We start from the raw sequence: 14,704 nt of genomic DNA, 5'->3' as shown, positions 1-14,704 counted from the left end.
TAGAACCAAGCCCGCATCGAGGGGAAATAAAAAACGAACTCTCTGTACAAAAGGGCACCGGCCGCACAATCTACCGGAAATCACTCTACCGCTCATCGGCGACGCTTTACCGCAAGCCCTACGCCCACAAAAAATTGGCGCGTCGTTTGGCACGGTTAATGCTTTTCCATCTCTGTTCAATGGAGAACGTCGGAGAAGTATATGAGCGTCGAGGAAATTTCACTGTTTATCCTGCTGCTCTGCGCCGCGGGCCTTATTGCGGGTATTACCGCGGGACTTTTCGGAAATGGCGGGGGCTTTGTCGTTGTACCTGCGTTGCTGGCGGTATTCCCGTTTTTACACAGCGCATCGGATGAAATGATGCGCGTGGCGGTGGGCACCTCCCTCGCTTCTATCGTAATTTCATCGGCGCGCTCGGTGCAGGCGCACAGTAAACGCGGGGCCGTGGACTTCAAGGTATTGAGGGACTGGTCTATCTGGATCGTACTGGGGGTCGGTGCCGGCCTCTATATTGCATCCTTTACCAACAGCCAGAGCCTGGTACATGTATTTGCCGCCGGCGTACTGCTGTACTCCATCTACTTTCTGTTTCCCAACCTGTTTGACGGCCTCAAGGGCAAACTGGAAATGCCCACGGGTTTTGCGCGCGCTGGCCTGGCGAGCTTCCTTGGCGGTTTTTCATCGCTGCTGGGGATCGGCGGCGGCACCATCACTGTAATGACCATGGTGCTGTGCAACCGCCCGACGCACCAGGCAGTGGCAACCGCATCCGGTATCGGCTTCCTGATCGGCCTGCCCGGCGCCATAGGATTCCTCATTATGGGGCTGAATGCACCGAATCTGCCCATGGGTTCCATTGGCTACATCAATATTCCGGCGCTGATCGCGATTTCTGTGTTCTCGATCATTTCCGCCCCCATCGGAGCGCGCTGGGCACACAGCCTGAACGAATTACACCTGAAGCGTCTCTTCGGGGTCTACCTGATCGCGGTATCCCTGGCGATGTTCGCCAAGGCGTGATGCAACCATTCATCGAACTCAACACAACACTCGAATAACGGGGAGAGCAAAATAATGCATAAATCACTGAGCAGGAGGTTGTTTCTACAGGGCACCACTGCCGCCTTCTCCGCGGCGACCGTAGGCGGACTCGCCAGCAGCGCATCCGCAAAAGAGATCGTGCGACCTACCCCCCTGTACGGACCGCCCCCCGGCGTAGCCAAACTCAACGCCAACGAAAACCCATACGGTCCCAGCCCCGCTGCACTTAAGGCCATGATGGAAGCGAGCCAGAAAGGTGCCTACTACGTTTACGACAGCGTGATGCGCCTGAAAACTATGATCGCAGAGCGCCACGGGCTCACACCGGATCATGTCACGCTCGGTTCCGGCAGTAGCGCCGGTCTTGCCGCCGCGGCCATCGCCGCTGCCCAGAAAGGCAATATTCTCGGACCGGACCTCTTCTGGGACACCACCTCACGGGTGGTTGAAATGCAGAAAATCGGCGAGATCAAACGACTCCCCAAACTCGAGTCCCTGGCCATCGACCTGGACGCAATGTACGGCGCCATCGATGATTCCATCTCCATGGTTCAGGTCACCAACCCGAACAATCCGACCGGGATGCTGATCGACCCGGTTGCGATGCGCAATTTCTGTATCAAGGCTTCCAAGAAATGCACTGTTCTGGCCGACGAGGCCTACAACGAACTCACCGACAACAGCGATGCCAATACGGTTATTCCGCTGATCAAGGACGGGCACGACGTGATCGTTGCGCGCACCTTCTCCAAGATCTACGGACTTGCCGGCATGCGCGTGGGCTACCTGATCGCACAGCCGGAAAAGATCGCAGAAATGGAACGCTACGGCCTGGGGTGGTACGGACTGAACCAGGCTGGCCTGGCTGCCGCCATTGCCTGTTACGAAGACCACAAGTTCATGGACTACTGCCGCAGCAAAGTCAAAGAGGCCCGGGATATGGTCAGCGCAGCCGTAAAGGAAAACGGCCTGACTGCCCTGCCTTCTGTCACCAACTTCATGTTCGTAAACCTGGGCGATCTCAACGCGGAAACCTTCCGCGAAGAAATGGCAAAAGAGAACGTATTGATCCGTGGCATCTACCGCGACTACACCAACTGGTCGCGGGTCAGCATGGGTTATATCGAAGATGTGCAGAAATACACGTCCGCGTTGCCCAAGGTACTGCACCGTATGAGCTGATTTATTCAGCCTAAGAATAACAGTCGCTCCACTGGCCAGCTCTGCTGGCCTTTTTTGTGCCTATCAATTGCGGCCTGCTGGCTTTCACTTCCAGTCATCTTGCCTCGCGGCCAACCCTCAGCCTCCTTTCCCCAAAGCTACATCAAGTCGGTTCCCATATGCCCGAACATTCAGATGCGTTTATTCCAGGCACAAAAAATCCCCGCCGAGGCGGGGATTCAAGGTTGCAGAAGACACTGCTGTTTTAGAAATTATGATTCAGGCTCATATAGTAGTAAGAACCCTGCCAGTCAATAATGGAGTCTGAGGGATACTTGGCGCCACAGCAGTAGTCTCCAAGCATGTCCTCATCCGGGTACTCGTCAAAGATATTGCGTCCACCCAGGCTCACATTGGTCGATTCAGTCAGGTGATACTTGCCTTCGAGGTCAACCTGCACTACGGAGCTGTAATCCTGGATCTCTCCGCCCTGATAGTTTTCGGAGCTGCCATACCAGTTGGCGCGTGCCATCAGTGCGAGCGGTCCAAATTCGTGCGTTGCGGTTACCGCACCGCGCAGTTTCGGGTTGAAGTTTTCAAAGTCGTACTGGTCTTCCTCGTTCAGGTACTCACTGGGATCCGAGGCAAACTCATGTTTGTTGTAGTTCAGAGAGGCGGTAACGTTAGTTACGCTATCACCTGACCATTCCAGTGGATAGGTCGCCACCACATCCACACCCTGGGTACGGGTATCGAACGCATTGGTGAAATAGAAAACCCCACCGATAGACTCTGCTCCCACAACACCCGCATCAACCAGTGCCAGATAGTTAGCGTAGGCCGCCGGATCTGAATCGTCGGCAGAAACATCCAGTGTGGAAATTGCGTAAGTACGATCATCAACATCAATTCGATAGAAGTCGACGGTCAGATTGAGCTTGTCGAAGTCGGCGGTAAAACCGAAAGTGAAGTTGGTAGAGGTCTCGGGTTTCAAAGCCTCCGCCCCCAGAGCCTGTGCAACACTGCTGCTTGCGGGGAACAGGCCGGTGGCTACAGGGAAGCCATTGGGCAATCGAGTCGAAACATTTGTGGTGCCCTGCTGACCCGGAGTCGGTGCGCGGAAACCGGTACCGATAGAAGACCGCAGGCCGATGGTTTCGGTCAGGTCGTACTGCATGGCAAGCTTGCCTACCAGCTCGGAATCAAAGTCGGAATAATCTTCGAAACGGGCAGCGGCCTGCACGAATAACTTGTCAGAAAGATCGGTACTCAAATCACCGTAGATGGCGTAGGAGTCGCGGGAATAGCTACCGCTGTATTCCGGTGAATAACCGGGGAAGCCGTTGGAGCCAACACCCACTGCGGTGTAAACAGGGTCGTCTTCGTCGGCACAATTCAGGCTAGAACCGGCATCGATTGCGGCCTGCCCTGCAGCGGTTTCCACACCACCCTCACAGAAACCCCAGGGGTCCTGTGTTGCGTAGGGCCCAGCCGCATAGGAATCGGGATCGCCACCGGTCAGTTCATAGGACTCATCCATATAGCTCAGACCGAATGCGGCAACCACTGGTGCTGTCATTCCCAAGTCGAGCTCTTTGGAGAAATCTGCCTGCAACTGAATTTCTTCGTTTGCCAGCGTACCCGGCTTGAACGAAGTGGGGCTATCGGGGCCCATAGAGGGGTTGATGGTATTTTTCAGGGTGTACGCCACCTCACTGAGACCGTAACGTGCACTAAAGTCGTACAGGATTCCGGAACTCATCTCTCCTTTCAAGCCACTGACCAGTGAGTAGTCGGTGACTTCACCGAAGAAGCGCGGCGTAAAGCCACCCGGGAATTTTTCCAGAGGATTGTAAATGGAGCCGTCTTCTTCACGGAGATCCATAATGGTGCCGTTGTTGGGGTAACGGTAATAGAAGCTGCCATCGGCCTCGCTTTCGGAGTAGTTACCGAAAGCGTAAAGTTCCTTGCCACCGCCGAGATCGTAACCCGCATTAAAGAACAGACGCGCGGCTTCGGCATTCGGCTGCCCCCATGGCTGCACTACATCGCCCTCAAGTGAGGCATTTTTTGACGCGGCAATAAAATCCGGGTCTTCGGTATAGGCCGCGTACCATTCGCTGCTGTCGTAAATGGGGTTGTTTTGATCCAGGCAGAACCAGTCGCCACAGTATTGTTCTGCGCGCTGGGTGAAGTCCTGCTGGGAAACTTCACCAGAAATACTCAGGAATCCATCAGTGCCAAGTGCCAGGCCGAAATTACCAGCGGCAGTGGTTTGAAAACCATCCCCTTCGCTGTATTCACCCGCATTCACCGAGAAAGACCCACCCTCAGCGTTGTCCTTGAGGATAAAGTTGATAACCCCTGCGATCGCATCCGAGCCATATTGCGCCGCCGCACCATCGCGCAGCACTTCCACCGATTTCAGTGCGGAACTCGGGATGGTGGCAATATCCGGGCCCTGGGTACCGGAGCCGCCAATCTGTACGAGGGAGGCGCGGTGACGACGCTTAGAGTTGACCAGAACCAGTGTCTTATCGGTAGGCATACCGCGTAGTTGCGCCGGGCGAATGAAAGTGCCGCCGTCACTGATGGGCTGCCGGGATACGTTGTAGGAGGGCACCAGTGTTTTCAGCACATCGTTGGTATCGGTATGGGATACCGATTCCAGTGCCTCACTGCCGAACACATCTACCGGTACCGGAGAATCCGAAACCGAGCGCGGCTTGCCGCGGACGCCGGTAACGGCCACCTCCTCAATTTCTTCCGCCATTACTGGTGCCACTGGTGCAAGTGCACCGCCGGCAATTATTGCCATTACAGCAAAACTTAAAGACTTACGCTTCATAACCCACCCTTCTTATTGAATAAATGCCATAACCATAAATTTTGGGCAAAAGCATCCCGTGCCGTGCAATCCGGGGATATACACAGCTCGCAATACATCAGATACAACGGGCACTTTCAGATACGTCCGGGCCATGTGCACCCGGGAGACAGAGCGGTGCGGGGGATCCCCGCGACCACCGGAATCAGCAGTTCTCAGGTATTTTTCTGAGCGCTACACGGTATAGAGCAATATGCATGCCAGATTTTTTTACCCCCTCCGTGCATCCATATGGATCACTGCATGCGTCATAGGTGCAGATGAATAAATACGGATACAGCGATGAAGCACCTACTCCCATTCTTTGCAGTTGCAGCACTTTCTTCCTCAGTAGCATTGGCCACTGAGGTGCATATCGATGCAGACAATCACAGCAGTTGCTCGGTGGACCTGCACCAGCAGGTAACCGTGGGCCCGGATTTCATAGAGACCCGGGGAGGAGACAAAGGTGCGCCACAGATCGCTTACCATGCACCGGACCAACTGGCGGTGGGCGACGACGGCGTCATCCTGACACCGGAACAGCAGGCGCTGATGCAGTCCTACCAGCAGGGCCTGCACAGTGCAGGTCGCGATGTCTCACTGATAGCGGCAGACGCGATGGATATCGCGCTGGATGGAGTTGGAATAGCGCTGTCAGTCCTCGCCGGTGCGGACGATCCTGACACCCAGGAATTTCTCTCATCTTCACGAGCCCTGCGCACCAAACTACTGGTGCAAACCCAGCGCCCGGGTGATGTATACACCTTCGGTGGATCCTGGATTGACCATGCGATGGGTGAATCCTTCGAGCGGGAGTTAGAACCCCAGCTCGAGGCCCTGGCAAAGAAATCCGCGGGTAAGATCGCCTGGCACGCACTGAAAGCGGCGTTCACCGGTGGCGCGAGTATCGAGCGGGATGCAGAGCTGGCTGCCGAAAAGGTGGAGAAGGTGATGGAAAAGAAAGCGGAGAGACTTGAGGCGCGCGCCGAAGGGCTTTGCACCCAACTACTTGAACTGGATGCCCTGGAAACCGATCTGCATCGCGCAATACCCGAGCTGCAGGGCATGGAGCTGCTCGAGGCAAAAAAATCTAGCTAACAGCATTTTAAACAATACCCCCAGTGTTCGGCCGCAATTGCGGCCTTTTTTATTTACGGGATGCTCGCCAGAAAACTCAGGTAAAGAAAAGGCCGCTTGAGCGGCCTTTATTGATCCAGATTAACCGCGAGGAAATTCTTATTCCTTACGCGCCACACCCAGCTGCCCGAGGGTAGCCGCCATGTCCTGAGCGCTGGTTGCGGGTTTGATATCGCGATCGATCTTCAGCACCTTGCCGTCTTTGCCGATGTAAATGGTTACCCGCTTGGCCATATTCAACACCGGCATTTTCACATCGTAGGCAACGGCGACGTCACCGGACGGATCGCTCAACAGCGGGAAATCCGCTTTCTGCTCTGCCGCGAACTTGGCGTTGTCCTCTACTTCGTCGGTGCTCGCCATAAAGTAGGCCACGTCGTATTCACGGATCAGGTGGCCGTTCTCCGCCAGGGACTTGCACTCGATGGTGCAGCCTTTGGTAAATGCCTTGGGATACCAGGCCACCACGACGGCCTGCTTGCCCTTGTAATCGGACAGGGTATAAGTTTTCCCGTCGGAAGCCTGCAGAGAAAACTCTGGGGCCATATCTCCCACTTCCAGTGCAGAAGCGGGCAAAGCAATCGCCATCACGGCGAATAAAAAGAACAATTTTCTCATCACTTTTCTCCAGGCTTTTCCGGCGGAGGCCGGGCATCAATCTGACTTTCCATTCAGTTCCGAAACTGCGGTTTTATCGCTGGAAACGATCATTTTTCAACCGTAGAATCGCCTACTTTTGCACCAAACATAATCAGCCGGAAGGGATTACAGGGGCTCCGGTGACAGGCGCACGATGGATTGGGCTCGAATACCAATAACCAGTGGACTATGGCCAAGTGTCCACACTTAGGCAACCTCAATCCTTTCAAGATGCGATTCCGTACTTTCTGGCTAAGTGGCCTGTGTATTTATGTCACCCTTGCCCTCGGCTGCGGTGGCGGCGGTGGCGGCAGTGAAGATCCCGGAGCGGACCTCACCCAGGTTCCACCACCATCCAATGCCCCCAGCGACGCACAAGGTGGCTCCGGCGGTGCTTCTGATACGCCGACGGACACTTCTGGATCACTCCAGACTGTGCAACCGGGCGATTACGCCCGGGTAAATACCACCCCCAGCTGCCCGCTCGTGGCCGGTAGTGAAGCCGCGGAATTCAAGCTGCTGTTTGCCAACCTTGATGGTGCGCCCTACTTCGATGAAATCGTCGAAGATGCGGTGCACAACCAGTTCCAGCAGCTGGCACCGCTAAAGGACTATACAGCGAACTTCGCCTTTTACCGGCTCGAGCTGACTGGTGCAGATGCACTCGGGTGTGAAGCCACCGGCAACAGCAGCGGCGCCTCCTTTGCCTGTAACGATGAGCGGGTCCACCAGGCAATTCTCGAGCAGTGTGAGGTCGATGATATCCATGGGGTAATCAAGGTGGTGATCGCGGATACCGGCTACGGCGCTTCCGGTGGCGAGATCATCTACCTCGGCAGCGACAGTCAGTGGCCGGACGCGGATACCGCGCTGTTTAATCTGAAAAATCTTGTGGTACACGAGGTTGGACACAATTTCGGCCTCGCCGACCTCTATGACGGCGGCACCAACGCCGACGGATCTCCCGTCACCGGCTGGCCTAGCGAGCTGTCGCGGGAATGGGGCAACCTGGATGGTCCCGGCTGCGAGAAGTGGTGTAACAGCTACAAGCCCGCCTCCGAATACACGCTTTCCGCAAGCGCTGCCTGCAACACGTTCGACAGCAAGGATGCCTGTGTCAGCCACAACCGCAGCGAATCCGGTGAATGCAAAACCGACGACGGCGGCACCGTTTCCTGCTGCACCTGGTCCGAGGACGCCGAGGACGAGTACTTTGGCTCCCAGTGCACACCCGCCTGGGGCACCGAGGATATCGGGCTCGACTGCATGGAGGGCGCAGGCTGCTATTACGGTGGTGCCTATGGCAACAACTCGTGGCGTCCGGCAAAGAGCTGGCCCGACAGCATCATGTACGGTGCCGGCCAGTCCGAAGCGTTTGACAGTGTTTCACAGCAGGCGCTGTCAGAAGTGATTCGCTGCTGTGGTACCTCGGGTGATTCCACCGCATCCTGCGCGAGCTTTCGCGAAGAGTATGTGGCGTTTATGAAGGATTCCCAGCCTTACAAAGATCGTCTGGGCTCCTGCGGTTTCAACTAACCAATAAAAAAAGCCTGCGCCCGGCGTCACCGGGGGCAGGCCTTCATTTACGCGGATATCTAGATATCCTCTTTGCGCGCGGCGGCTACCGCCGCCCAAATGCGCACTACTTTACTGGCAAAGCCCAGTGCTGGTAGCAGTATCGTGGCTCAGGCCACCACTCAGGTCCGTGACACAGAAGCTGGCCGAGAGGTTACCACCAGCAGTAGCCGTACTGGTGATGCTGGCGATACCGTTGCTATCGGTGAGTCCGCTCGCACCACTTTCGGTAATGCTGCCAGCAAAGTTACCGCTCACTGACACACCCGGCACGCCGCGGCCCAGATCATCCAGCACGGTCACCGTTGCGGTGGCGTACTTCTGCCCCCTTCCCGCAGCAGCGGTACCGGTCACCACGCTGGACACGTACATGGTGGTGGCCTCGGCGCCGTCGTTTACGCTCACATCGAAGTTTGCCTGGCCGCTTGCGCCCTGATCATCGGTAACCGTCAGCGTTACGGTATAGGTACCTGATGCGGCGTAGGTGTGGCTGACCGAAACGGTGGAGGCGGAAGCACCGTCTCCAAAGTCCCACTGGTAGCCGACAACCGAACCATCGCTGTCCGCACTGGCGCTGCCGTCAAAACTGCAGTCCAGATCGGTGCAGGTGTGACTGGCACTTGCGGTGGGGGATTGATTGGCTCCGGTATCGAGACCGTAGATGTCGAAGTTATCCCAGTAGTAGGTGTCTCCGTTGAAGGTGTTGGGGTCAAACAGGATCACCAGGCTGTCCACGGCATTTGCCGGAGTACCGCCATCTATACGGTCGTCCAACTCGAACTTGAGTCGCTGCCAGCCGCTGCCCTCGCCTACATAGGCCGCATACTTGGAGTGGCGCCCTGTGGGGTAGTTGGTGGCAGTGGCTGTAGCGCTATCTTCCAGCTGTACCAGGATCTGGGTACCCGGAGCGGCGGTGGTGAACACATCCATATAAAACGCTTTCTCACCGGAAAGGAACGGATCCGCATCGGGCACCGCGTTGGTATCGGCAGCGATCACGTCGTACTGGGCACCCGCAGAACGGGTATACATCGCCACGGTGGATGAGGCATTGTTGGCATCCGCCTGCGGGTTGGCGGCATCCTGAACAAAGGTGCCGTCGAACACGCTGTAGGTCAGGTTGCGCTGGGACTCGAAGTTATCCAGCACGCTCTCCTGCACCAGCTTTGGCCCCACATGTACCGGCAAACTTAGTTCGCGATTGCCACAACTGTCAGTCACGCTGACAGTCACAGCGCCGCCGGCGCTGCCCCACTGCACGGTGACAGTATCGCTGTTGCCACCGGCAACCAGGGTCGCGTCGGCCGGCAGGCTCCAGGCATAACCGGGATTGCCGCCGATCGCACCTGCTACGGAATAGGTGGTGGTTTCGCCGTTATCCACAATACGGTCACCCTTGATGCTGGGCTGGCCGTGATCATAGACCCGAACATAATCCACCTGCATAGTTTGCGGCAGCATGGAATCATCTACCGCACCGCCGAGGTTACCGCCCACCGCCAGGTTCAGCAGGAAGTGATACTGGTAATTTTCGAAGGTCCAGTAGGATGCGTCGGTGAGGTCATTGGGAGTCAGTGTCGCGTAAAGCTGGTCGTCCACGTACCAGCGCATCTCGTCAGGCTCCCACTCCAGCGCGTAGACATGGAAATCCGCCGACCAGGGTTCCGGCTGGATCAGTAAGCGATTACCGGTATGGGAGTTATTCGGGTAGAGCTCGCCGTAGTGCAGCGTGCCGAAGACATATTCATCCGATTGACCGAGCGATTCCAGAATGTCGATCTCGCCGCTGATCGGCCAACCCTCGGCGGGATCGGTGGGCAGCATCCAGAACGCCGACCACATGCCGGTGCCATCCGGCACCTTGATACGCGCCTCAAAGCGACCATTGGTCCACTCGCCGCCGTTGGGCATGTTGGCAGTGCGCAGGCGCGCAGATGTGTAGGCCTTGCTCTGCACCCGCTCCTTGCGCGCGGTGATCGTGAGCAACCCGTTGGCCACGGTGGCATTTTCGGCTTTGTAATACTGGAGCTCACTATTGCCCCAGCCACAGATACCGTAACTGCAACCATCGCCAATCATGGGTTCCCACTTGGAGGTGTCCAAAGTGGTACCGTCGAAGTTGTCTTCCCACACCGGCGCCGGAGACTGGCACTGCTGGCCGAAAGCCGGCAATGCGGCCGTCAGGCCGACGGTGAGAAGCAACTTTTTATATCTATTTTTATTATGCATCGTCGTTTTCCCTCATTGGTTGAGGCACGCTTTGCAGCGTGCACCTCCAATCTACCAATTCGGCTTGACGACACTTCTCCCACTATCACTTCCCGTCCAACGTGGGACGAAGCCTGCGATGAGCGGCTCAGGGGCTTGAATAGGAAGGCCCACCTGGTCATGAACCAAATGGGAAACGACCCACAATGAGTGCGATTACATTCACAAAAAAAATGCTAACGCGGTGAACGCTATCGGATATTGAAGTGGTCGAATTGCGCCTGTATGTGCGCAGCCAATTCCATGCGCCCCTTGCTCCGCAAAATTTCGATGACGCATTCCACAGTACACAAACCGCCCTGTCGCTGATTGCGCCGCAGCGCATAGCGAGAAGATTCAGTCGTGTTCAACGCAACACGTTTTACAGGATGCAAATAGGGACTGCGATTAAACATCTTGCGTGCTTCCTGCCAGGTGGCGTCCAGCAGGACAAATTGATCACAATCTGCGAGTGCGATCTCTTCGCCAGGGACTTCCGCTACCGGATACAGCAATCCTGTATTGGGAGTCTTGAGCACGGAGAGCAGCTTCGGGCTGGGCGCAACGCGGTTCCAGACGATGCGCTCGACAACGCCTTCCGTATCCCCGCCCACATCCAGCGCAAGCCTTCCGGTATTAGTCGGCCTATCCAGCTCTCTTTCGTGGGTCAGGAGATAAATTTTCACCGGTACAGCGTCGCAACCGTGTTCAAACGTTCACGTGTCTGGCGACATCCAGCATGCGGTTGGCAAAGCCCCATTCGTTGTCGAACCAGATCAGTACCTTGACCAGCCTGCCGCCAGCTACACGGGTCTGGCTAGCATCGACAATGCCGGAGCGGGGGTCGTGGTTGTAGTCGCAGGAGGTGAGCGGTTCTTCGGTATAGCCCAGGACGCCGGAGAAGCGGGTTTCTGCCGCGCGCTTCAGTACCGAGTTCACTTCCGCCTGGGTGACATTCCTGTGCAGCTGCACGGAGAGGTCGATAGCGGAGACGTTGACGGTGGGTACGCGCATGGCCTGGGCTTCGAATTTGCCGGCCATTTCCGGGAGTATGCGCTCGATTCCCCGGGCCAGCCCGGTGTCTACCGGGATGATGGAGGAGATGGCGGAACGGGTTTTGCGCAGGTCGGTGTGATGGTAGGCATCGTTTACCGGCTGGTCGTTCATGGCCGAGTGGATGGTGGTGATAACGCCGGCTTCGATGCCGAAGGCACTCTCCAGTGCGGCGATGACGGGAATGCTGCAGTTGGTGGTGCAGGAGGCGGCGGAGATGATGGTCTCAGCGCCGGTCAGTGCGGTGTCGTTGACGCCGTAGACGATGGTGGCGTCGACGTCGCTGGTGGCGGGCTGGGAGAAGATGACTTTCTTGGCACCCGCCTTTAAATGCAGTTCCGCGCGTTCGCGCTCAGTGAAGCTGCCGGTGCACTCGAGGACGATATCCACGCGCTCTTGGCGCCAGTCGAGGTCTTCGAGGTTTTCAAAGTGGGTGACGGCAATCGGGTCGCCGTTAATCTGTAAGGCGTCGTTGTGGACGGTGACTTCGCCATGGAAGCGGCCGTGCACGGTGTCGTATTTGGTCAGGTGCGCGATGGTGGCGCAGTCGGCCAGCTCGTTGATGGCAACGATCTGCATTTGGTCGCGCAGATTGGATTCGTAGAGGGCGCGCAGAACGCTGCGTCCTATGCGGCCGTAGCCGTTGATGGCGAGTCTTATAGGAGATTGGTTGGGCATGAAATCCTCAGGCTGACGGCACCGCCTTCTGGATTTATTTCCGGTGCGGTGGCGGTCAGGTACTGGGGACGGGTTTTCAGGACCGCTGTGAATACGTCCCTGTACGCTTCGTCGGCAACATCCCTGTTGCCGACGATCCTGAAAACCCGCCCCAAGCACCTGCCCTTCTATTCAAACCACAGAGCTTCGTTAGCCTGGGCCCGTTATTACTTCAGCAGTCCTTCAACCGCTTCCACAACCTTCTCGGCAGTGATGCCGAAGTGCTTCATCAGGTCACCAGCTGGCGCGGATTCACCGAAGGTTTCCATGCCGATGATGGCGCCATCGAAGCCGACGAACTTGTACCAGTAGTCCTTGTGACCAGCTTCCACAGCGACGCGGGCGCGCACGCTGGAAGGCAGTACGGATTCGCGGTAGTCGGCGCTCTGGGCAGAGAAGGCTTCGGCGCAGGGCATGGAAACAACGCGCACCTTGCGGCCAGCGAGCTGGTCGGCAGCGGCTACGGCCAGTTCTACTTCAGAGCCGGTGGCGATGATGATCGCTTCCGGTTCGCCGTCGCTATCACGCAGGATGTAACCACCCTTCTCGACGTTGGCCAGCTGCTCGTCGGTGCGCGCCTGCGGGGCGAGGCCCTGGCGGCTGAAGATGAGGGCGCTGGGGCCGTCGCTGCGGGATACGGCCATTTTCCAGCTCACCGCGGACTCGGTGGCATCACAGGGGCGCCAGGTCTGCAGGTTCGGGGTGGAACGCAGTGCGGTGAGCTGTTCTACCGGCTGGTGGGTGGGGCCGTCTTCGCCGAGGCCGATGGAGTCGTGGGTGTATACGAACACGACCTTCTGCTTCATCAGGGCGGCCATGCGCACGGCGTTGCGGGCGTATTCCATGAACATCAGGAAGGTGGCGCCATAGGGAACGAAGCCGCCGTGCAGGGCGATGCCGTTCATGATTGCGCTCATGCCGAATTCACGTACGCCGTAGTAGACGTAGTTGCCGGAGGCATCGTCGGCACTTACACCTTTGGCGCCGGACCAGATGGTGAGGTTGGAACCGGCGAGGTCGGCAGAACCGCCGAGGAATTCTGGCAACAGCGGGCCGAACGCGTTCAGGGTGTTCTGGCTGGCTTTACGGGAGGCAATCTTGTCGCCGTCAGCCTGGCACTGCTTGATGTACTCGTCGGCCTTGGCGAGGAAGTCAGCGGGCAGGTCGCCTTTCATGCGGCGTACAAACTCTTCGGCCAGTTCCGGGTGGGCTTCTTTATAGTCTTCGAAGATGTCGTTCCACTCGTCTTCCTGTTCGCCGCCTTTGGCGCGGCCGTCCCAGGCGTGATACAGGTCTTCGGGGATGACGAAGGGCTCGTGTTTCCAGCCCAGGGTTTCACGCACCAGTGCGATCTCTTCGTCGCCCAGCGGTGCGCCGTGACACTCTTCGCGGCCCTGCTTGTTGGGGGAGCCGAAGCCGATCACGGTCTTGCAGCAGATAATGGTGGGCTTGCCGGTTTCCGCGCGGGCTTCTTCGATGGCGGCTTTGATGGCGGCGGGATCGTGGCCATCCACGCCCGGAATCACGTGCCAGCCGTAGGATTCGAAACGCTTGGGTGTGTCGTCGGTGAACCAGCCTTCTACTTCACCGTCGATGGAAATGCCGTTGTCGTCGTAGAACGCGATCAACTTGCCCAGGCCCAGGGTGCCGGCCAGGGAGCAGGCTTCGTGGGAGATGCCTTCCATCAGGCAGCCGTCGCCCAGGAAACAGTAGGTGTGGTGATCGACCAGTTCGTAGCCTTCGCGGTTGAACTGGGCCGCCAGCACTTTCTCGGCCAGGGCGAAGCCCACGGCATTGGTGATGCCCTGACCCAGCGGGCCGGTGGTGGTTTCAACGCCCGGCGCGTAACCGTACTCCGGGTGGCCCGGGGTTTTGGAATGCAGCTGGCGGAAGTTCTGCAGCTCGTGGATGGACAGGTCGTAACCTGTCAGGTGCAGCAGGGAATACAGCAGCATGGAACCGTGGCCGTTGGACAGCACAAAGCGGTCGCGGTCAGCCCACTCGGGGTTGGCCGGGTTGTGCTTCAGATAGTCGTTCCACAGCACTTCAGCGATATCTGCCATACCCATGGGCGCGCCGGGGTGGCCGCTTTTGGCTTTCTGGACCGCATCCATGGACAGGGCGCGGATGGCGTTGGCCTTTTCTGTGCGAGACGGAGTAGAAGACATAGGGAATTCTCGGTTTGGGGATCTTCGGTTCATCAGATGCGCTGCGGGCCCGGCTCTGACGGCCAGTTTGCCGCAATTCCACTTCTGCACCGGCACT

10 protein-coding genes are annotated in these 14,704 nt (G+C 57.5%); 4 read left to right on the top strand and 6 right to left on the bottom strand.

The features are described from left to right. The first annotated feature begins 201 nt into the window (after positions 1 to 201). Positions 202 to 1,020: a sulfite exporter TauE/SafE family protein gene (locus ACONT6_RS00650; protein WP_428819979.1), complete on the top strand. Its 819-nt coding sequence runs from the start codon at positions 202 to 204 to the stop codon at positions 1,018 to 1,020. A 54-nt stretch (positions 1,021 to 1,074) separates the two neighbouring features. Next, complete coding sequence (locus ACONT6_RS00645) at positions 1,075 to 2,223, top strand: pyridoxal phosphate-dependent aminotransferase (protein ID WP_428819978.1); 1,149 nt, start codon at positions 1,075 to 1,077, stop codon at positions 2,221 to 2,223. A gap of 244 nt (positions 2,224 to 2,467) precedes the next feature. Here the strand turns inward: ACONT6_RS00645 and ACONT6_RS00640 are convergent, their stop codons facing one another. Further along, on the bottom strand, positions 2,468 to 5,050 hold the full coding sequence (locus ACONT6_RS00640) for a TonB-dependent receptor plug domain-containing protein (protein ID WP_428819977.1): 2,583 nt from the start codon (positions 5,048 to 5,050) through the stop codon (positions 2,468 to 2,470). A 321-nt stretch (positions 5,051 to 5,371) separates the two neighbouring features. Between ACONT6_RS00640 and ACONT6_RS00635 the strand changes: the two genes are divergently transcribed. Beyond that, positions 5,372 to 6,169, top strand: coding sequence for a DUF2884 family protein (locus ACONT6_RS00635; RefSeq protein WP_428819976.1), 798 nt, complete (start codon positions 5,372 to 5,374; stop codon positions 6,167 to 6,169). A gap of 138 nt (positions 6,170 to 6,307) precedes the next feature. On the opposite strand, the gene ACONT6_RS00630 is transcribed toward ACONT6_RS00635, so the two are convergent. Then, positions 6,308 to 6,826 (bottom strand): peroxiredoxin, encoded by a 519-nt coding sequence (locus tag ACONT6_RS00630; protein ID WP_428819975.1) that lies wholly within the window; start codon positions 6,824 to 6,826, stop codon positions 6,308 to 6,310. A gap of 210 nt (positions 6,827 to 7,036) precedes the next feature. Here ACONT6_RS00630 and ACONT6_RS00625 point away from each other — a divergent pair, with 210 nt between their 5' ends. After that, entirely contained in the window at positions 7,037 to 8,383 is a 1,347-nt protein-coding gene (locus ACONT6_RS00625) for a hypothetical protein (protein ID WP_428819974.1), read from the top strand. Between the two features lie 111 nt (positions 8,384 to 8,494). Here ACONT6_RS00625 and ACONT6_RS00620 read toward each other — a convergent pair whose 3' ends face one another. The 4 genes from ACONT6_RS00620 to tkt form a co-directional block, all read right to left on the bottom strand. Further along, entirely contained in the window at positions 8,495 to 10,651 is a 2,157-nt protein-coding gene (locus ACONT6_RS00620) for a PKD domain-containing protein (protein ID WP_428819973.1), read from the bottom strand. A gap of 230 nt (positions 10,652 to 10,881) precedes the next feature. After that, on the bottom strand, positions 10,882 to 11,355 hold the full coding sequence (locus tag ACONT6_RS00615; RefSeq protein WP_428819972.1) for a DTW domain-containing protein: 474 nt from the start codon (positions 11,353 to 11,355) through the stop codon (positions 10,882 to 10,884). A gap of 22 nt (positions 11,356 to 11,377) precedes the next feature. Continuing rightward, positions 11,378 to 12,400 carry a type I glyceraldehyde-3-phosphate dehydrogenase gene (gap, locus tag ACONT6_RS00610; RefSeq protein ID WP_181254447.1) on the bottom strand — a complete coding sequence of 341 codons (1,023 nt, stop codon included), beginning with the start codon at positions 12,398 to 12,400 and terminating at the stop codon, positions 11,378 to 11,380. 206 nt (positions 12,401 to 12,606) lie between these two features. Continuing rightward, entirely contained in the window at positions 12,607 to 14,607 is a 2,001-nt protein-coding gene (gene tkt, locus ACONT6_RS00605) for a transketolase (RefSeq protein ID WP_428819971.1), read from the bottom strand. Positions 14,608 to 14,704: the final 97 nt, after the last annotated feature.

Source organism: Microbulbifer sp. MCCC 1A16149 (genome assembly GCF_050368945.1).
Classification (GTDB): Bacteria; Pseudomonadota; Gammaproteobacteria; order Pseudomonadales; family Cellvibrionaceae; genus Microbulbifer.
The sequence above is the reverse complement of the archived record's forward strand: the minus strand, read 5'-3'. Positions and strand labels throughout refer to the sequence as shown.